The sequence below is a fragment of the Mesorhizobium sp. WSM4887 genome (assembly GCF_029625865.1).
In the GTDB taxonomy this organism is placed as follows: Bacteria; Pseudomonadota; Alphaproteobacteria; order Rhizobiales; family Rhizobiaceae; genus Mesorhizobium.
Map to the genome: position 1 here is coordinate 374381 of NZ_JARTVP010000002.1, position 16892 is coordinate 391272.

A 16892-nucleotide genomic window follows, 5' to 3' on the forward strand; every position below is an offset into this window, starting at 1 on the left:
ACGATGCACAGAGACGAAGTTAAGCGCGCAGCGAAGGACTCCGCGGCTAGGTATTCAGCCACGCCTTGGCGTGGGAATTAAAGCAAGGTCGCTTCGGTCGGCGTTAGTCGTGGAAGCCGCTGCTGGGGACAGAAAAGCCACAGGCGGCGTTACTGGACGGCCACGGTCTCGCCGATGATGCATTGGCACAGTGACTCGTCGCTGCTAGAGACCGCTATTTTTCCACTCCAAGGCGAAGCCGGACCGAAGCCTCTAGGTCTTTGGCAAAACCAAGTGCGAACTGAAGAACCGTCGTTTCATTCGAAGCGACAGATCCTTGGCCCTCAATGGCGATCGGCAGTTCTATTTTGCCGCCGGTGGAGGTCACGCGAACATTAAATAGAAGCTGGCCACCGGGCCGCTCCTCAACGGTTATCAATTCGAGAGTTGCCATTGTCACTATCCCACCGGTTACCCAATCCCCCAAACCCCAACCTTGCCTCGCCGGGATTGCAGTTTGAGGCGCTAATCACCAGGGCGGCTGTTGCGGTAGACATCTTGGGCCAATGAAGGGCTGGTTCAAATCAGGCGATTGCGTTCCGCGAGTTCGCGTGCCCGCCTCAGAGTGCCGTCAGTGTCAGCAATCCTGCGCCTTGCTGCTTCGTCGGTTCTGATCGTCAGCCGAGCTGAGATAATCTTGGGTGACTTCGCGACCGCGACGATCACGAGCGGCCGTGCATCCGGTGTTTTCATGGTTCTCATGGGTCTTATCCTTTCACGTGAAATGACTGCAGGGGCAGTCGACATTCGCGATTATCCGCATGGCCGGGCCAGGAGCCCTGAACCGCATTATGGGCTTGCCAATCAGGATTCCCGGCCGGCCTCTTCCCGCCGCTTGGCGTCCTGAATATTCAGTTCACCAACAATCTTTTCCGCCCGGCGCGTCTTGATGCCGACCATCATCTTCTTCTCGAACTCGGCAGGTTGGCCGGTGAAGATATCGAAAACGGTCCAGCTGTTCGGCTCGTCCATCCTGAGCGCGTAGCGGTTTGCCATGCTCGCATCCTTCTCGTTTTCGCCTCTCGCCAGATGCCGACCAGTTCAGGCTTTAAGATAATAAAAACCGAGGCCAGCAACAGCGACAATCCAGAGCGCGACACACGCCTCAAGGCGAGTGGACCGAATGAAGAGAGCGCCACACCCATGCGTTTCGCCGCAGTCTCCATGCCATTCGCACTAGCCCGCCTCGTCGGGACAGGTAACGACCCCTTGATGCCAAGCTTGCCAAACCTGCGAGGCGGTTCACGCATGGACAAGACCCTGGCGGTGCTCAAAATGCCAGGCTCCTCGGTTGGCGCGGCTGTCGGGCGATCATCCTCCAAGGGCACTTCTTTCTTGTCGCGGAACGGGTGCGCATACCCCTCTATAAACAGATTGCCTCGCGATAGATAGGATCACCGAAATTATTTGTCGGGCCCGCTAAATTATCGGCCGGAATAATTGCGAGACTCGGAAAATATCGCGCCGGATGACGTGAATTCCGGCCGATTTTCTTGACCCTGTATTTCGCTTTGTTATTTGGCCACGAGAAATAAAACGCAGCGACCACCTTGTTAACGGCGCAATGGGGGCGCATATATAAAATTCGTTGATTTGGTCGAAGTGGCATTCAATCCTCGCCACGTGCCTCCGAATTGTCGATAGTGAATGCATTGCGTCGCTCCCGGCGCGGCATGTCGCTTCGTTCGAACATTGTTTCGCGGTTGGGCTGAATTTGAAGCGGAAGGCGCATGTGCGCGTTTCCGCAGAAAGCCGCAAGTGACCACTCGCACCACGCCGACCTTCATACGCCTCGCTGAGGAGTCTCTCGAAGGCGCTTCGCGCACGGCATGGCGCCGCGTGGCCGCGTTCACCAGCCATCTCCGCGCGGGGGTCCAAGGAAAATTGGTGCAGATTGAGCCGGCCTTACTCGAGGCGGCGCTCGACAAGGACCGGAGACAACCATGACCACCCTCATGCAACGCAACGCACGACCCATCCAGCACGGAGCCCCGGCGCGCCTTTTTGACATCGGACAGGCGGTCCGGTTGAAGGGCGGTCTCGGCGTCGGTCCAAAGACCGGCGAAATCTACCATGTCACTCGTACCCTGCCTCCGAGGGGAAACTCGCCGCAATATCGCATCCGCAGCGACGCCGAACCGCACGAGCGGGTGGTCACGGAGGACAGGCTGGAACCGGTCGCCGAGGTATCGCACGGCGGCATAAGGCTCATCGAAAGGACATTCGACATGGCCAAGGGACAGAAACGCTCGAACAGAGAGATCAGGAAGCCGAAGCAGGAAAAGCTTCCGCTGAAGCCTGAGAGCGCGTTCGGCCAAATCAAAGGCGCGAGCGGCATCCACACCCAAAGCAAGAGCAAGGGCTGACGGCAGGATGTTTGCGCGCGACGGGCTCGGATGAAGGTCGTGATGGAATTCTATCGCACGCGCGTTGCCGACGACGCGCACGCCGTCGTCGGCCGTGAGACCGTAGAGGCGGCCGACCTCGACGCGGCGATTGAGATCGCGCTGCTTCTGGCAAGGACGCTGAACATGCCGCAGTGGCCAGATGCGGTCGCAATTGCCGACGCCGACGGGACGACGATCTACTCCGGCGTCATTCCCGCGCAGGCGGGGACAGACAAAGGGCCGCCACCATGAAGGCGAGTAACCAGCGCACCGATGCCGCTCGCGAACCCTCGGCTCGTCCAGGCGAGGAAAATGCAGCCGGCGCGCAGGCATGCGCCTTTAGAGACCGCCAATATGGCCGCCGGGTCGAACCCGATCGTTCCTGGACGGTTTATCACGTCTTCACTGGCATCCCGGCATATGTGGACGGCGCCTTCATGATCGGGCTCAGCCGTTCGGAAGCGACCAAAAGCATGCTGTCCCTCAACCTTCGCAACAGCGAGCGCCGCAAGGCGAGGACCGCCGCGCGGTCATTCACCGCCGGCGCTCCCGAAACACCGGCAGGCCAGTCATGACGCTCGCCTTCCCGAACCCGAGCCGAAGCTTCGATGAAGCACGCAATGCCGTCTGCTTCATCGGCTATGACGGCATGTTTCAAGTCCGTTTCTTCATCGAGGCCGAGGCGCTGGCCAAATCCGGCGTTGCCCTGGGCGGAAACGGAAGCGCCGAGAAGGCCTGTCTTTCGGCATTTGACGCGTTGCGGCCCTCCATCCAGGACCTCGCCGGGAAAGTTTATGCCCGCAACCGCCGCGATTCCTATACTTTGACCGCCGCGGATTTCCGGTAGCAGCGTCCGGTGCGATCAAAGCGGGTAAACAATACGCCCCTGCCACGCTCGTCTTTGCATGCAATCGGGCGTAGGGTGCACGATGGCAGCCAAGATTCCGGTTCCGTGGTTGTCTATGGCCGGTCCGATCGGCTTCACTCTCATTGAGCCTGTCGCACAGGCATCCGATTTCCTGTTTGACCATTGGCCTGGAAACGACAGCCTAGCTTGGAGGGACGCGATGAAGTGCTGCGCCGGAGATGCTGCTGCCGAGGACGCGATTGTCGCATTTCTCACCGCGCTTGAGGCTGCGGGCCATTTTTGCCTAGGGAGACTACCATACCTGCATACGGAGAGTTCGAATGGCGATGAAGCCAAACTATCAATACGAGCGGAGTCAACGAGACAAGGCAAAGGCGGCCAAGAAAGAAGCTAAGCTTGCGGGTAAAGCTGCGAAGGAGAAACCTTCATCCAAAGAGCAGAAAGAAGCGCGAGAGCCCGCTGCTGACGAAAGCTGAGGCATGGCGATGACAAAGCGCGAGACGGATACCTTCGAAATCGACGTGGAGTGTCCCCGTTGCCATTATCAGGCAAAGACCCTCGTCGGCTGGATTCGTACTCACACCCAGATGGAATGCTCCAACTGCGGCGACATCATTGACATTGAGAGCAAAAACTTCAGGTCGCATGAACAGCGCTAGGGAAGCTCTATGATACCGTCCGAGCTGCGGTCGCCGCGCCTTGCCGTCCTGATCGATGCCGACAATGCGTCGGCCAAGATCGCCGATGGGCTGTTCGAGGAGATCGCCAAGATTGGCGAGGCCAGCGTGCGTCGCATCTACGGCGATTTTTCAAGCTCGCGCTCGAAAGCGTGGGCCGACGTTCTTTCGAAGCACGCAATCATACCCCAGCAGCAGTTCGCCTACACCACAGGCAAGAACGCCTCGGACATCACGCTCGTCATCGACGCGATGGACCTCCTCCATAGCGGTCGGTTTGACGGTTTCTGCCTGGTTTCCTCCGACAGTGATTTTACCCGGCTGGCCGCCCGCATCCGCGAGCAGGGCATCGACGTCTTCGGCTTCGGCGAACAGAAAACGCCCGAGAGTTTCCGACAGGCATGCAGGCGATTTGTCTATACCGAGAATCTGCTTCCGTCTGCGCCGGGCAACGAACCTGAGGCGGTATCGAGCGTGAAGCCATTGCAACCGCCCTCAGCGGCCGTGCCGATCATTCGGAAGATCATCGCGCAGATGGAAAGCGAGGATGGCTGGGTTCCGCTCGGTGCGGTCGGCACGCAGCTTGCCAATCTGGCCTCCGACTTCGATCCCCGCACCTTTGGTTTTCGCAAGCTGAGCGATCTCGTCCGCAAGACGAACGCGTTCGAAATCGACCGCCCGGAGGGCGGAACGTTGCGCATCAGAATCAAACCGCAGGCAGCGCGGAGGGGAGGGCGGAAGACGTGACCGGTACGGCGCAGCTATCCGAGTCCTTGCAGGTTGGCTATTTATCGACCGTCTGGCTTTTCCATGCTCGCCCGGTCCTGTTCGGTGCGCAGCTGGTCGAGCAGATCGATCAAGGCTTCGCCTTCGGGCGAGCCAGGCCCGCGGGCCATGAACGTCTCGATGTCAACCTCGGAGGGTTGACCGCCCGAGGCCCGGTTTGGCTCATGCCTCACGAAAATCTCATCGCGCTCGCCGACCTTAACGACCAGCCAGCGGTCGCCGTTGGAACTTGTGTAGAATGCCCGTGACGGGTTTGACATGGCGGACCTCCTTTGACCTGTCTGCAAACGGCATCACGCTGGTCGTCTGTTCATGTCGGTTGGCCAGGTAACTACCCTCGGCGTGCGGATAGATATATCCCGCGTGTCCCTCGGCAAGCCCGCTCCGTTATTGCCCCACCAGGATACCAGCCTCGCGCGCAGCCAAAGCGAACGCCCGCCGAACGCTCGATATGGGCTTTTTGTCCGCGCTGGCATCGTGGCAAGCCTGGAGCGCGGCGCGATGTGACGGTCCACGCTTGCCCGGCCACTTCCGAAGCAGAAATGACGAGCATTCGTAAACGTCAGTGATGATCGTCTCGGCGCCTTGAGCACTGGCCCGAACAGTCACCGGCTGAGTGAATTTGGGATTTTGCATCGCTGTCCTTAGGGCATCGACGCCTGGATAGCGAGGCAATTCCACGTTCCGCCCCAATTCGCGCGGGACCTCCCAGTTCGCCGTCAAGCCGTTTTCTTGACGCGAGGTGTTTCTCCTGGTCGAGGATCTGCTGAGCAGCTTATGCGTCTTATCGTGCTCGAGCTCCTGCGCCCATTCCCCAAAGAGCCGGCCGGGCAATGTCATGGGTGCTCAACCGCCTGGCAGGCCGCCAGCAAGCCGGACTTGAGAGCATGAGGCCGCCGACTTCCAAGCGAGGCCCTTCGATGAAGTGCATTTCCAAGTCTTCTTGCCGGTCGACTTGAACACCTGTTCGATTTTCCTGAGGTGACCCTTCCTTTCCTTAAGGTGGTCCTCCGCGGGGGAATTGGCATGGAGAACGAGCGGACGCAACGATTGGTTCTGTTCAACGCCTGGCGTCTATCCGCCACTCGCGGTGATCGTCCCGCCATCCAGGTCGGATGGTGGATTACGCAATCAGCTGCCGAGTGTCATTCCAGAACCGCCTCGCCAGTTGGAAGCTCGTCCGTCAGTGAAGAATTATTTCCGGCCGCGCCTTGCTTAGAAGACAGAGTGGGCCTATGTTGCAAATATCGATCTTGTCTGTCGAACTTTGTTTCTGACGCGATACGCGTCTTCGGCGATCTTCTCCTCTCAAAATCGATCTGAACTGTTTGCCGTGTGTCTTGCACGGCAGGCAATTTTCTATGGATGATTGAAAGGAAATCGCCATGAATACGGGAACCGTTAAGTTCTTCAACGCGACCAAAGGCTTCGGCTTCATCGAGCAGGGTGGCGGCCAGCCGGACGTCTTCGTCCACATCTCCGCTGTCGAGCGGGCGGGTATGCGCTCACTTGTCGAGGGCCAGAAACTCAGCTTCGATCTCGTGAAGGACAACCGCAACGGCAAACTCGCGGCCGAGAACCTGCAAGCCGCATAAATTGTTGCGCGGGCCGTTGACCACGGATGTACTGGCATTGGCCACAGAGCGCAGATGAGAGAGGTCGGGCAAGCCCGACCTTTTTTCTTTTCCTGGTTGGAGACCGCATCGTGCGACACCCTGAAATACCGCAAGGAATATTCAAACCCAAACCGACCGCGATCGAAACGAAGCAGGACGCCACAACCAGGGCAGCCCGCCAAATTGTCAACGGTGAAGCCGCCGCCCGAGAACAGAAGACCGAGCGGTTAAGGCTGGCGAGGCTTGCCAGTGAGGCAACAAATATATCCACGCCGACGGCGAAGAAGCGAACGAACGGGCGTAAGCACGGCTAAGCTGTATCAGCGAAACGATCCGGGCACCCCTGGGACGAGCCGTTTGCCGGGGCAAAGTCTTAGAAATTTTCGCTACAAAGGCGGCGCAAAGTGCGCATCTGCCCTCTCGCTGAACGGGGTAAGAGGCCCGGCCTGATACGCCCAAGTCCCGCTGACTTCCCCGCCCAGGCCGGGTCGCCCCAGCTCCACTTGAAGGCGAGCTACGTGGCCTCGTCAGTCACCCAACCCATGGACTTTCGGGCGCCGGTCTCCAACGGCCCGGCCAGTCATCTTGGTAGCTGCGGCCTCCGGTCTGTCCTCGCTCGCGACCTTGTGAGAGGTCGCGGCTTCACCGGACATAGTTCAAACCCTACGGCTATCATTGCTTCCCGACCTTAGAGGGGATCTTCTCGCGCCTTTTTCGCGCGAACAACTGCACTGTCTGAGCGCGGCCATAAACGCCTCGGCTGCCAGGTCGCATTTGCGCTTGGACGGACCGTTGCTCTGGATCACAATTTCGGCCTGCCTGGTTGTCAGGCCGTGCTTTGCCGCAAACTCGTCTATGTCGGCTCCCGTCCAGCACGACCGCTTCAAACCTTGCATTTTATTTCCTGGTCCCGAAATCGTGAGGAGCCAACGCGGGACCGTCGATAAGGTTTCAGATCAACGTCGAGAGCCCTCAACTCGGCTGGTCGCCAGAGGCGCCTTCTCGTCGACGGCTTATGGAGCGTCACCACGCTCTCGTACTCTTTCCGTTCTGGCCGCTGAATGGCAGGCAACTTACATAGCCAGGGCTATGGCCTCGGCTGGAACCTGCCGCCACCACAGCCTTACTCGACGATTGCAACCGACTGGGCCGACGGGATGTCCTTCATCCCCAGGCTCGAGCAGTTCTGTTTGATGGTCGTGCTGCCGGACCACTGGATCTTGTCGGCAACGACCTGGGTGCAGCCGCCGCTCCCCGAGAAGTTGCCCAGGTAGTTGACCTGCTGCTTGGGGAAATAGATGGCACCGGTCAGAAGCGAGCTCGCGGTGCCGTTGAAGGTGCTTGATGTGCTGGTGCCAGTCCTGTCGCCATAGAACAGCACGCCCGAATAGGTGCCCGAGGTCGGCGCGCTCAGCGTCACCGTGGCGTTGCCGTTCATGCTGACGGTGTTGCTGCCGGACATGAACATTGTCACACCGGTTCCGGATACGACCGCGCCGGCGTTCACTTTCAGGCTACCCTGGACGACATAGGTGCCGGGCTGCAGCGTGACATTGCCCTTGAGGTCCATGCCGCTGCAGTAAGTTCCGGGCTGGAGTGTTTGCGACGACTTGCTGCCGTTGACGGTCTTGCACGGGTTGCCAGCCGCCGGTGCCGGCAGGCTGGAGAAGGGGTCCGACGCCGGCAGGGCCTGGGTGATCGGAGACTTGCAGACGGTGGTCACCGGGTTGCTGAGCGAAACGCCGCCGACCGCGATCAGGCAGTCGGCCTGAAGCGCCGCCGAACCCTGCACCTTGACGGCATCGGACTGAGCCGAATTCGACATGACCGAGCACCCAGTCAGCTTGACGCTGGTGTTGCCCGAGAAGAGCGCCGCCTGGTAGGCCGACGGATTGAGCGCCAGCACACAGGCCTTGGAGCGTCGGTGATGAGCGCTACCGCTCTGGCGCGCTCCGGCACTTTGCTCTCGGAGAAGATCGAAGTGAAGATGCGATCAAGGTTCTGGTTGAGGATGACCTCCACCGCCTTCTTGGCCGTGTTCGGCCCCGAGGTCGGCGGCGCGTGGACGGTGATAGTACCATTGCCGAGGCCGTTGTCGGTCGCCGACTGGGTAGCGGCAGCAGTGATCGTCGCCGTGTCGGATCCAGCGATCTTTTCCAGCGCGCCTGCATAGGCGGCGGCGTCCTCATCTGTGCCGGTTTCGAGCATGGGGTTCAGGAGGCTCGTGCATCGCCGCTTAAGAACAAGCGTTGAACGAATGCTTATTGGCCCAGGAGGGGTCCGAAGCCTGTGGGAACAAGCAAAAGGCCCGTCGCTTGGCAACGAGCCTTCTGACCTGCCGGGCGGGAGAGTGTTATACCGCCTAGCGGCTAGTTCACTTCCGTTTCGGCGTATGCCTTAGCGATGCGCGATCAGCTGACAGAGCTGTCGTAAGTCGCGGTCATAAGTATCCTGACTGCTGAGCACGTCCACGCAGCGTTTTTTCATCCGGACCAGTTGTGCGCCGGACATGTCGCCGACGACACTGACCATTCTCGCGTTGCTCGGATCAGGGGGATTGGTGGGATTGGACAGGCTGCTCAGACGCCTTGCGGTCCCGGCACCTGCTGTGACACCGCTTATTCCGACATCGGCTGCAGAGCCAAACACGTTCGCGTCACCGGTCGTCGCCGCGAGCCCTTGTGTTACGCCCTTTGTACCACCCAGCATTGCATCAGCTCCGGCCCTCAGGGTTTTAGGACCGTCCACCGTGGCACCCAGTCCGGTCGTGATCCCATCTGAACCTCCGACAGTTGCGGCAGCTCCGGGCCTCAAGGTATTAGGACCGCCCACCGTGGCACCCAGACCGGTCGTGATCCCATCTGAACCTCCGACAGTTGCGCCAGCTCCGGCCCTCAAGGTATTAGGACCGCCCACCGTGGCACCCAGACCGGTCGCGATCCCATCTGAGCCTCCGGCAGTTGCGGCAGCTCCGGCCCTCAAGGTATTAGGACCGCCTACCTTTGCACCAATCCTGGCCTTCAAAATCTTGGTCTTGCCTACCGTCGCGCCAGCGCCGGAGTCGATCACAGTCGGGTCGCCTACCGTGGCCCCGAGACCTGCGCTGCCACCGCTCGATCCGACCGAAGCTCCCAGCCCGGCGTTAATGCCGCCAGTTAGGATTTTAGTAGAATTCCGCTGAGGAAGCCGTCAGCAATTTGGCTCACCGGGCTTGAGCTAGCTGTGAGTTCTGACGATGCTTGCTTCAGCCATAGTGAAGACGGGGTTTTGGCAATGTCCCGGTGAATTGGACACCAACCCGGTCGTTCCTGCGCCACCGCAAAACGGACTGGTAGGCGACGCCGTCGGTCGGCACATATAAGACGAAACGTTCAGGCACACGCGCTTCGACGGCCACCTTAAGTTCAGCGCCGCCATTGTTCTGGTTTCGGATCGTGCAACTGATTTCGGAGTTCGTGATTCCGTTGATGATCGCCGCGCCTTTTAGGACGCGCTGTCGCTGTTCTCGGCGATTTTCCATTTCTCCGCACGATCACGCGTCGGACCGGCTGACGACCCAGATGAGAGCCAATTTTCCGCTCTCCCCTTGTCATTCGGAAAATCGTTCCTGTCTAATTCTATAAACTAATAGATTTTGAGCCGACGCTCAGATGGAGCGGGCAATCGAGGGGTGAACCCTCCGCTCAAAGGATCGATCTCATGCGAAAACTGATTTCCGCCGCCCTGGTCGCGCTCGCAGCGGCGGCCACTTCTGGAATGGCTCATGCCGACGAGAAGAAGGTCGTCATTGCCTACCAAACCGGGGCTAATCCCTATAACCTTGGCATCGCCAATGGCGACCTTGCCAGGAAGACCGGATGGAACATCGAATTCCGCCGCTTCAATTCCGGCGCCGACATCTTCGCCGCCATCGTATCCGGCGATGTCCAGATCGGCGATGTCGGATCGAGCCCGTTTTCGGCTGCCGTCAGCAAGGGCCTCGACGTGAAGGCGTTCTACATCTCGTCCGTCTCGCGCGACGGCGAGGCCCTGGTGGTGCGGCCGGAAATCAAGTCGCCGGCGGACCTGCGCGGCAAGAAGCTTGCTGCGGCGCCGGTCTCGACCGACCATTACCAGCTTCTCGCGGTGCTCAAGCAGGAAGGCATCTCCGAGAAGGAAACCCAGGTTATCGCTATTCCGCAGCCCGAGATCGTCGCGGCCTGGAAGCGCGGCGACATCGACGGCGGCTTCGTCTGGGATCCAGCGCTTTCCGAGCTGAAGAAGAACGGCAAGGTCCTGCTCACGGCCGGCCAAGTCGCTGATCGCGGCGCGCCCACCTTCAGCGCGCTGGTCGTCACCGGCGCATTCGCCAAGGCCAATCCGGAGTTCCTCGGCCAGTATGTCAGGCTGATCGACGGCTACAACCAGGCCTATCTGAGCAACCCGGCCGCCTGGGGGCCAGACTCCGAGAGCGCCAAGCTGATCGCGAAATTGCAGGGCGGCACAGCGGCCGAGAATTCGGAGCAGTTGAAGACGACGGTCGTCCCGCCGCTCGACGAACAGGTCTCAGACAAATGGCTGGGCGGCGGCGAGAAGAGCGCGGTGGCGAAAATCCTCAAGGACACCGCGGGCTTCCTGAAGGACCAGCACAAGATCACCTCGATCAAGGACAGCTACGCGGCCTTCGCCGATCCGCAATATGCGGCAGTGGCCAAGGCCTCGAACTAGCAATCCCTGAAGGAAACGCCGATCTGGCTGGCACGCCAGCCAGATCGCCTGGAGGCCACCATGCTTCGAATCCGCGATGCCAGCGTCACCTTTCCGGGTTCCGACGGCCAGCACGTACACGCGCTCGATCACGTGTCGCTCGATATCGCTCCCGCTTCCATTGTTGTCGCGGTCGGCGCTTCCGGGTGCGGCAAGTCGACATTGCTGAACGCGATCGCCGGCTTCCTGCCGCTCACCGAAGGCACGATCACGTTGGACGGACGCGAAATCGCGGCGCCGGGCGGCGATCGCGGCGTCGTGTTCCAGAAAGACACCCTGCTGCCCTGGGCTAATGTGCTGGACAACGTCGCGCTCGGCCTGAAGTACCGGAGCGTCTCGCGCGGCGAACGCCATGAGCGGTCGAGGCACCTTCTTGAACTGGTCGGGCTCGCCGATTTCGCCGAAAAGCCGCCCTACGAACTGTCGGGCGGCATGCGCCAGCGCGTCGGCATCGCCCGGGCGCTGGCCACCGATCCGAAAATCCTTTTGATGGACGAGCCATTCGGCGCCCTCGACAGCCTGACCCGCGAGACGATGCAGCAGCTTCTGGCTTCCGTCTGGGCCAAGACCGGCAAGCAGATCCTGTTCATCACCCATTCGATCGAGGAAGCCCTCACACTCGGCACGACCATCGTCGTGATGTCACCCCGGCCGGGCCGCATCATCGCGCGCTTCGATGCCGATTTCGTGCGCGATTTCGCCGAAAGCGGCGATATCGGGCCGATCCTGTCCCGCCCGCGCTTCATCGAGCTGCGGCAGGAAATCCGCTCGCTCATCCACCAGCCGGAAGGCGCCCGCAGAGGAACCTTGCAATGACGCTCGCCGCCAATTCCCGAACCCCGTTCCCTCCCGCCACGGCTCAGCTGAGGCCGTCTCCCCGGCCGCGCAGCTCAGCATCGGCAAGCACGTTCGGCATCAGCCTGGTGACGGTGGCGGGGCTGATCGCATTGTGGGCACTCGCAGCGCAACTCGGCTGGGCATCGTCGCTCTTCCTGCCATCGCCGGCCGACGTATTGACCCAGTTCAACGCCGTCGCGGCCGATGGCTATGCCAATGGCACGCTGCTCGACCACACGCTGGCAAGCCTTGGCCGCATTGCCGCGGCCCTCGGCATCGGCATTTTCGTCGGCATTCCGCTTGGCCTGCTCATGGGGCTCAATCGTTGGGTAAAGGGCATCTTCAGCGTGCCGATTGATCTCTACTGGGGTTTGCCGCCGCTGGCCTACCTGCCGCTGCTGATCATATGGCTCGGTATCGGCGAAACCTCCAAGATCGTTCTGCTCTCGCTGTCGACCTTCGCGCCGATCTGCTTCGCGGCACAGGCGGGTGTGCGGTCGGTGCCCGTCGAACGCATCAACGCCGCGCTGTCGCTCGGCGCCAGCCGGCTGCAACTCTTTACCAGCATCATCCTGCCGTCCGCTCTGCCGGAAATCCTGACCGGCCTGAAGATCGCCATCGGCGCCGGACTGTCGACGCTGGTCGCGGCCGAGCTGATCGCAGCCCAGTCCGGGCTCGGCTACATGATCATGTCGGCGGCCAATTTCCTGGCGACTGACGTCGTGTTCGTTGGCCTCATCGTCATCGCCGTGCTCGCCTTCGCCTTCACCAGCGGCATGCGCTGGCTGGAACATCGCCTCATCCCCTGGAAGGGCAAGCTCTGAGGCTTGCTCCCATAGATTCCGCAATCATTGAAGGAGACAATCCGATGTCCGGCAACAGCACCCGCCCGCTCGATATCTACTGGTACCTGCCGACCCATGGCGACGGCCCCTATCTCGGCACCGACGAGCGGCACCGGCCGGCAACCTTCGGCTATCTCAAGGAAATTGCGCAAGCCGCCGATCGGCTTGGCTTCCAGGGCGTGCTCCTGCCCACGGGTACACGGTGTGAGGACGCCTGGATCGTGGCCGCCGGGCTGATCCCGCTGACCGAACGGCTGAAGTTCCTGGTGGCGCTGCGGCCGGGCAGCGGGACGCCGGCCCTGTTCGCGCGCCATGCGGCCACGCTGGACCGCATCTCCGGCGGCCGGGTGCTGCTCAACGTCGTCACCGGGGCGGATCCTGCCGACCTTGCCGGCGACGGCAACAAGCTCGGTCATGACGAGCGCTATGCCCAGACTGATGAATTCCTCACGATCTGGCGCCGTATCCTGTCCGGAGAGCCGGCGGACTTCGAGGGCAAGTATCTATCTGCTCACGGCATCGACATATCTTTCCCGCCGGTCCAGCAACCCTATCCGCCACTTTGGTTCGGCGGGTCTTCGGAGGCGGGCATCGAGGTCGCCGCCAAACACACGGACGTCTATCTGAGTTGGGGTGAACCCGTCGAGCAGGTGAAGGAGAAGTTCGATAGAGTCAGGGCACGAGCGGCGGCTCAAGGTCGCAAAATCCGCTTCGGATTGCGCATAAACCTGATCGTGCGTGAAACGGAGGAGGAGGCCTGGGCGGCGGCGGATCGACTGATCAGCCGCGTCACCGACGACGTGATCGCTGAAGCCCAGCATCAATTCACCAAGGTTTCGGAGTCGGTCGGGCAAAAGCGCATCTCCGCTCTGCACCAGGGACGCCGCGACAAGCTGGTTATAGCTCCCAATCTATGGGCCGGATTGGGTCTCGTCCGAGGGGGTGCCGGCACCGCGCTTGTCGGGAGTGCGGAAAGCGTTGCTGCCCGCATTCGCGAATATCAAGAGATAGGGGTGGAGACGGTTATTGCCTCGGCCTATCCGCATCTGGAGGAAGCTTTCAATGTTGCCGAGCTGCTGTTTCCACGGCTCGGACTGCAGGGTGAATTGCCCCTTAAGGAGCGCGGCTGGGATCTGGAGTTTGGGCGCGGCCGGGGCGCGGGCGTCCGAGTAGCGGCGTCTTAGGCAGGTCGAGGAGAGAAGTGGTGCGCGCAGCATCGCTGGTGCCGTGCCAGGCCCGCTTACATCTGAGTTTGACCATCGGAGTTCGGCTTATGTCAAATCCATCAATCGTCGGTTTTTCGGGGAACTTCAGCCGACCCTCGAAGACCCGCGCTTTCGTCGACCTCGTCGTTCAGAACATCGCAGGCCGCCACCACCTTTCCCATCGAACCTATGATGTCGAGGATGTCGGTCCCTCGCTGGGGGCCGCCAAATCGCAGCGCGACCTCGACGCGCAAGCCCAAACCGTAGTTGCAGATGTTGTCGCCGCGGACGTGCTCGTCGTCGGCTCTCCGACATACAAGGGTAGCTATACCGGGCTGTTCAAGCATTTTTTCGACTTGCTCGATCCAACGGCCTTGAGAGGTAAGCCCGTGCTTCTCACAGCCACCGGGGGCGGCGAGCGCCATGCCCTTGTCGTTGAGCATCAACTCAGGCCGCTATTTGGCTTCTTCGAGGCCTTCGCGCTGCCCACAGCCGTGTACGCGACCGACAAAGACTTCACCGATGGTGTGCTTCGGTCCGAACTGATCCTGAAGCGAGCGGCGCAGGCGGTTGATGAAACCGCGGTTCTGCTAGCCACCAAATCCGGTCTCAGAATAGCCGCCGAATAGATCCATGCCGCGGTGCTTCAGCGGGAAGTGTAGCGTCTCGCCTTCCGGGTCGCGGCAAGCGGGCGCGGCGGCGCGGGCTTCTCCCGAGACTGCGCTCGCCCAGGGGCGCTAATCGGGCCTTGGCTCTACCAGACCGGCATCGACGTGATCAGGTAGACGCGCGTGCGTTGGCCTCGCGACTGACGCGGTCGTCATGGCGTCCGGCGGCAGGAGGATTACCATCTTCGCCCCTTCATCAGGCCAGAGAGGCTTGCCTGCCAGCAGGAACACAGTGGCGACAAGGCACATCAGGAGGATGGCGGCGCAGAGGTTGGCAATCATCTCGCCCAGTTGCACAGCGGTTTCTCCCAATGAAACACCCGCCGCTTCGCAGGTCGCGGCGGGTGGTTGATCACAACAACTGACTGACGATGAAGGGACATGTTACTCGCCAGTCCCGACTCCAATGGCATAGCTGGCAATATGTTTCGTCGATGCGACCTTTGAGTTGGAAGGTTGGACGTTGGTCTTACACGGCGGAGCTAAACCTCTAAGCCCCACGGGGCGCGCACCAGCAACTCATTGGCGCCTGGAGACCAAGTGAGCGCGTAGGCGCATCGCGCGGCTATCGCCAGAGCTATCGCCACGGCGAAAGAAGACAGGTTGTTCCTCGCCAGCACTATTTAGGATCACCAGCCCTCGAACCGCCGTGGGCTCCGCCGCCGTAGCTGTGCCGTGCAAGGCTGGAACCTTCCAACGTCGATCAGACGAGTTGCGGCCCGGTAGCCTTTGGGTGCGGCGTTTGGGTGCGGCCACCGGGCCTTGGCCGGCAGGAGACATAGATGGCCGGCGCGCGAATATATGCGCATCTGCTAATACATGGAAATTCAGCCGAAAGGTCGAACCTGCCTTGAACCACCAACATGACGGCCGGACGCTGCAAGGACGCATCGACGTGGGCATGGCTGTTACCGGTGGCTGCCTCGATTGCCATCGCCATCAGAGGCTCGATCCGCCGGCGCTGCGCGACCGCTTCGGCCCTGACGCTCCCGCAATGACGTGGGACTTGAGGCCGAAAATGAAATGCGCGGTCTGCGGCGGCAAGCGGATCACGCTGACCTATTCGCCCGGCCCCAGCCCGAAAAAACCTCAACAAATGACCTCAGACGCCTACGCCGTCGGCGAGGGCAGGTCGGCTGACGAGCGGGCAACGAGACGGAGCTGGGCAGTTTGTAGCTCAGGGCTGCGGGGAATTGAGCCAGCTTGAGTAGCCCGCCGGCTCCGGTCGGCGGGCATCTTGTCGACCCATGGAATTGAGCAATGCGGCGATGACCTCGGCCGGAGGTTGAACGCCTATGAAGCTGCGGACAAGCCCATTTGCACGGCTTTCCCAGTCTTGTCTCGGAAGACAATCCTCTACGACCGAACGCCGGAAGACTTCTCGGATGATCTCAAATTCAAAAGCGGAAATGAAATTAGCAGAGCGCCTGGTCATGGCTCTCTCCCTGTGGAGTTGAATTGACTTCAGCGCCCGTGTCCGGTCGATACTGCGGGCGACAACAGAAGCCTTATATCCGCTCCCATGCCCTCGTCGCTCACAATTGTTGCAATGCTCTTAAAGATGAGGACGAACGCGAGCGGGGCAGTCCGAGCCGGATACGGTGCGGTCGCCCGACTCGGAGCCCTTCTTGCCTATAGCGGGTTCCCGCTGACGGCAGCACGCGATCGCCTCACGCGCTCAGCCGGTCGACCAGCTGCCGGTGGTCCTCATCGCCGGAGCCGTCAGGCAGCGGGGCAGCCGCGTCGAGCCGGCGCAGCGCATCCATGATGTCGTCGAAGGAGACCGGCCGCTCGGTGCCCGGCGGCTGGCGCAGCGCCGGCATGGATTCCACGGCGCAAGCGTCGGATGCCCACGACGACAGGATCGCCCGCTTTTCCCATATATCTAGTGAGCCGTCCTCCAGCACATCCTGCGGGTGCTGAAAATGCCTGGCCGGCGACAGCAACCGGTCGAGCGAAAGGTCTGATATTTCGGGAGCAAGGGAAGGAATGATCGGCGAAAGTGTCTGTCGGTCCATTTCTGTCCTCCGTATCAAAAACTCCTTGTTTCGGGTGCCAATTTCTCAACTGTCCCGGCGGCGCCGACAGCCGTTAATTTTGTTAAGCTCAATCGCGAATTCAAGGCCCTCGCGATCGAATTACCGCATGTTTTCAGCGCACTAGCACTCTACGATCGAGAGCGCCAAAATTTGCGGCACCCTCTTGAAATTGGAAGAAG

25 protein-coding genes are annotated in these 16892 nt (G+C 60.9%); 14 read left to right on the top strand and 11 right to left on the bottom strand.

Annotated features, from left to right (window positions below; genetic code table 11):
* Positions 1-214: 214 nt before the first annotated feature.
* The 3 genes from P9230_RS10210 to P9230_RS10220 form a co-directional block, all read right to left on the bottom strand.
* A complete protein-coding gene (locus P9230_RS10210; RefSeq protein WP_095825913.1) occupies positions 215-433 on the bottom strand; it encodes a hypothetical protein in 219 nt (72 codons plus the stop codon).
* Positions 434-558: 125 nt separating this feature from the next.
* Positions 559-741: a hypothetical protein gene (locus tag P9230_RS10215; protein ID WP_095825914.1), complete on the bottom strand. Its 183-nt coding sequence runs from the start codon at positions 739-741 to the stop codon at positions 559-561.
* A 102-nt stretch (positions 742-843) separates the two neighbouring features.
* Positions 844-1035 carry a hypothetical protein gene (locus tag P9230_RS10220; RefSeq protein WP_067003253.1) on the bottom strand — a complete coding sequence of 64 codons (192 nt, stop codon included), beginning with the start codon at positions 1033-1035 and terminating at the stop codon, positions 844-846.
* 947 nt (positions 1036-1982) lie between these two features.
* Here P9230_RS10220 and P9230_RS10225 point away from each other — a divergent pair.
* The 7 genes from P9230_RS10225 (at position 1983) to P9230_RS10255 (ending at position 4718) form a co-directional block, all read left to right on the top strand.
* The gene (locus tag P9230_RS10225) at positions 1983-2405 is read left to right on the top strand and encodes a hypothetical protein (RefSeq protein WP_245322471.1); all 423 of its coding nucleotides are present in this window, start codon (positions 1983-1985) and stop codon (positions 2403-2405) included.
* Positions 2406-2435: 30 nt separating this feature from the next.
* On the top strand, positions 2436-2678 hold the full coding sequence (locus P9230_RS10230) for a hypothetical protein (protein ID WP_095825915.1): 243 nt from the start codon (positions 2436-2438) through the stop codon (positions 2676-2678).
* On the top strand, positions 2675-3001 hold the full coding sequence (locus P9230_RS10235) for a hypothetical protein (protein ID WP_179293666.1): 327 nt from the start codon (positions 2675-2677) through the stop codon (positions 2999-3001). Before P9230_RS10230 ends, P9230_RS10235 begins: the two co-directional genes overlap by 4 nt.
* Entirely contained in the window at positions 2998-3273 is a 276-nt protein-coding gene (locus tag P9230_RS10240; RefSeq protein WP_095825916.1) for a DUF1488 domain-containing protein, read from the top strand. The genes P9230_RS10235 and P9230_RS10240 overlap by 4 nt, the downstream gene beginning before the upstream one ends.
* Before the next feature lie 115 nt (positions 3274-3388).
* Entirely contained in the window at positions 3389-3688 is a 300-nt protein-coding gene (locus P9230_RS10245) for a DUF982 domain-containing protein (RefSeq protein ID WP_245322470.1), read from the top strand.
* Positions 3615-3770 carry a hypothetical protein gene (locus P9230_RS10250; protein ID WP_164747239.1) on the top strand — a complete coding sequence of 52 codons (156 nt, stop codon included), beginning with the start codon at positions 3615-3617 and terminating at the stop codon, positions 3768-3770. Before P9230_RS10245 ends, P9230_RS10250 begins: the two co-directional genes overlap by 74 nt.
* Before the next feature lie 195 nt (positions 3771-3965).
* Entirely contained in the window at positions 3966-4718 is a 753-nt protein-coding gene (locus P9230_RS10255) for an NYN domain-containing protein (protein ID WP_066999207.1), read from the top strand.
* A 41-nt stretch (positions 4719-4759) separates the two neighbouring features.
* Here the strand turns inward: P9230_RS10255 and P9230_RS10260 are convergent, their stop codons facing one another.
* Entirely contained in the window at positions 4760-5017 is a 258-nt protein-coding gene (locus P9230_RS10260) for a hypothetical protein (protein WP_066995590.1), read from the bottom strand.
* Between the two features lie 127 nt (positions 5018-5144).
* On the bottom strand, positions 5145-5597 hold the full coding sequence (locus tag P9230_RS10265) for a DUF982 domain-containing protein (protein WP_245322461.1): 453 nt from the start codon (positions 5595-5597) through the stop codon (positions 5145-5147).
* A 545-nt stretch (positions 5598-6142) separates the two neighbouring features.
* Between P9230_RS10265 and P9230_RS10270 the strand changes: the two genes are divergently transcribed.
* Positions 6143-6352, top strand: coding sequence for a cold-shock protein (locus P9230_RS10270; RefSeq protein WP_095825918.1), 210 nt, complete (start codon positions 6143-6145; stop codon positions 6350-6352).
* Positions 6353-7496: 1144 nt separating this feature from the next.
* On the opposite strand, the gene P9230_RS10275 is transcribed toward P9230_RS10270, so the two are convergent.
* On the bottom strand, positions 7497-8279 hold the full coding sequence (locus P9230_RS10275) for a hypothetical protein (protein WP_245458903.1): 783 nt from the start codon (positions 8277-8279) through the stop codon (positions 7497-7499).
* A gap of 21 nt (positions 8280-8300) precedes the next feature.
* On the opposite strand from P9230_RS10275, the gene P9230_RS10280 reads away from it, so the two are divergent.
* The gene (locus P9230_RS10280; protein ID WP_245458904.1) at positions 8301-8546 is read left to right on the top strand and encodes a hypothetical protein; all 246 of its coding nucleotides are present in this window, start codon (positions 8301-8303) and stop codon (positions 8544-8546) included.
* 224 nt (positions 8547-8770) lie between these two features.
* On the opposite strand, the gene P9230_RS10285 is transcribed toward P9230_RS10280, so the two are convergent.
* Together P9230_RS10285 and P9230_RS10290 are read right to left on the bottom strand one after the other, a co-directional pair.
* A complete protein-coding gene (locus tag P9230_RS10285) occupies positions 8771-9082 on the bottom strand; it encodes a hypothetical protein (protein ID WP_127248617.1) in 312 nt (103 codons plus the stop codon).
* Positions 9083-9617: 535 nt separating this feature from the next.
* Positions 9618-9893: a PilZ domain-containing protein gene (locus P9230_RS10290; RefSeq protein ID WP_278118714.1), complete on the bottom strand. Its 276-nt coding sequence runs from the start codon at positions 9891-9893 to the stop codon at positions 9618-9620.
* Between the two features lie 179 nt (positions 9894-10072).
* Between P9230_RS10290 and P9230_RS10295 the strand changes: the two genes are divergently transcribed.
* From P9230_RS10295 to msuE, 5 genes are all read left to right on the top strand, one after another.
* Positions 10073-11080: an ABC transporter substrate-binding protein gene (locus P9230_RS10295; RefSeq protein WP_127213887.1), complete on the top strand. Its 1008-nt coding sequence runs from the start codon at positions 10073-10075 to the stop codon at positions 11078-11080.
* Between the two features lie 60 nt (positions 11081-11140).
* On the top strand, positions 11141-11935 hold the full coding sequence (locus tag P9230_RS10300) for an ABC transporter ATP-binding protein (protein ID WP_095825922.1): 795 nt from the start codon (positions 11141-11143) through the stop codon (positions 11933-11935).
* A complete protein-coding gene (locus P9230_RS10305) occupies positions 11932-12780 on the top strand; it encodes an ABC transporter permease subunit (RefSeq protein ID WP_095825923.1) in 849 nt (282 codons plus the stop codon). Before P9230_RS10300 ends, P9230_RS10305 begins: the two co-directional genes overlap by 4 nt.
* 44 nt (positions 12781-12824) lie before the next feature.
* Complete coding sequence (ssuD, locus tag P9230_RS10310) at positions 12825-13985, top strand: FMNH2-dependent alkanesulfonate monooxygenase (RefSeq protein ID WP_095825924.1); 1161 nt, start codon at positions 12825-12827, stop codon at positions 13983-13985.
* Between the two features lie 89 nt (positions 13986-14074).
* Positions 14075-14635 (top strand): FMN reductase, encoded by a 561-nt coding sequence (gene msuE, locus P9230_RS10315; RefSeq protein ID WP_095801593.1) that lies wholly within the window; start codon positions 14075-14077, stop codon positions 14633-14635.
* A gap of 108 nt (positions 14636-14743) precedes the next feature.
* Here msuE and P9230_RS10320 read toward each other — a convergent pair whose 3' ends face one another.
* From P9230_RS10320 to P9230_RS10330, 3 genes are all read right to left on the bottom strand, one after another.
* Entirely contained in the window at positions 14744-14971 is a 228-nt protein-coding gene (locus P9230_RS10320; protein WP_095801592.1) for a polymerase, read from the bottom strand.
* Between the two features lie 880 nt (positions 14972-15851).
* Complete coding sequence (locus P9230_RS10325) at positions 15852-16109, bottom strand: hypothetical protein (RefSeq protein ID WP_127213886.1); 258 nt, start codon at positions 16107-16109, stop codon at positions 15852-15854.
* A gap of 235 nt (positions 16110-16344) precedes the next feature.
* Positions 16345-16692 (bottom strand): hypothetical protein, encoded by a 348-nt coding sequence (locus P9230_RS10330; protein WP_095801591.1) that lies wholly within the window; start codon positions 16690-16692, stop codon positions 16345-16347.
* Positions 16693-16892 lie beyond the last annotated feature (200 nt).

Bases quoted from the DNA above. Each gene is read 5' to 3' on its own strand.
- P9230_RS10250 (WP_164747239.1), top strand. From the start codon at position 3,615: ATGGCGATGAAGCCAAACTATCAATACGAGCGGAGTCAACGAGACAAG.
- P9230_RS10330 (WP_095801591.1), bottom strand. From the start codon at position 16,692: ATGGACCGACAGACACTTTCGCCGATCATTCCTTCCCTTGCTCCCGAA.
- P9230_RS10230 (WP_095825915.1), top strand. From the start codon at position 2,436: ATGAAGGTCGTGATGGAATTCTATCGCACGCGCGTTGCCGACGACGCG.
- P9230_RS10260 (WP_066995590.1), bottom strand. From the start codon at position 5,017: ATGTCAAACCCGTCACGGGCATTCTACACAAGTTCCAACGGCGACCGC.
- P9230_RS10300 (WP_095825922.1), top strand. From the start codon at position 11,141: ATGCTTCGAATCCGCGATGCCAGCGTCACCTTTCCGGGTTCCGACGGC.
- P9230_RS10240 (WP_095825916.1), top strand. From the start codon at position 2,998: ATGACGCTCGCCTTCCCGAACCCGAGCCGAAGCTTCGATGAAGCACGC.
- P9230_RS10225 (WP_245322471.1), top strand. From the start codon at position 1,983: ATGACCACCCTCATGCAACGCAACGCACGACCCATCCAGCACGGAGCC.
- P9230_RS10325 (WP_127213886.1), bottom strand. From the start codon at position 16,109: ATGACCAGGCGCTCTGCTAATTTCATTTCCGCTTTTGAATTTGAGATC.
- ssuD (WP_095825924.1), top strand. From the start codon at position 12,825: ATGTCCGGCAACAGCACCCGCCCGCTCGATATCTACTGGTACCTGCCG.
- P9230_RS10305 (WP_095825923.1), top strand. From the start codon at position 11,932: ATGACGCTCGCCGCCAATTCCCGAACCCCGTTCCCTCCCGCCACGGCT.
- P9230_RS10215 (WP_095825914.1), bottom strand. From the start codon at position 741: ATGAGAACCATGAAAACACCGGATGCACGGCCGCTCGTGATCGTCGCG.
- P9230_RS10235 (WP_179293666.1), top strand. From the start codon at position 2,675: ATGAAGGCGAGTAACCAGCGCACCGATGCCGCTCGCGAACCCTCGGCT.
- P9230_RS10265 (WP_245322461.1), bottom strand. From the start codon at position 5,597: ATGACATTGCCCGGCCGGCTCTTTGGGGAATGGGCGCAGGAGCTCGAG.
- P9230_RS10245 (WP_245322470.1), top strand. From the start codon at position 3,389: ATGGCCGGTCCGATCGGCTTCACTCTCATTGAGCCTGTCGCACAGGCA.
- P9230_RS10210 (WP_095825913.1), bottom strand. From the start codon at position 433: ATGGCAACTCTCGAATTGATAACCGTTGAGGAGCGGCCCGGTGGCCAG.
- P9230_RS10280 (WP_245458904.1), top strand. From the start codon at position 8,301: ATGAGCGCTACCGCTCTGGCGCGCTCCGGCACTTTGCTCTCGGAGAAG.
- P9230_RS10290 (WP_278118714.1), bottom strand. From the start codon at position 9,893: ATGGAAAATCGCCGAGAACAGCGACAGCGCGTCCTAAAAGGCGCGGCG.
- P9230_RS10295 (WP_127213887.1), top strand. From the start codon at position 10,073: ATGCGAAAACTGATTTCCGCCGCCCTGGTCGCGCTCGCAGCGGCGGCC.
- msuE (WP_095801593.1), top strand. From the start codon at position 14,075: ATGTCAAATCCATCAATCGTCGGTTTTTCGGGGAACTTCAGCCGACCC.
- P9230_RS10285 (WP_127248617.1), bottom strand. From the start codon at position 9,082: ATGCTGGGTGGTACAAAGGGCGTAACACAAGGGCTCGCGGCGACGACC.
- P9230_RS10220 (WP_067003253.1), bottom strand. From the start codon at position 1,035: ATGGCAAACCGCTACGCGCTCAGGATGGACGAGCCGAACAGCTGGACC.
- P9230_RS10270 (WP_095825918.1), top strand. From the start codon at position 6,143: ATGAATACGGGAACCGTTAAGTTCTTCAACGCGACCAAAGGCTTCGGC.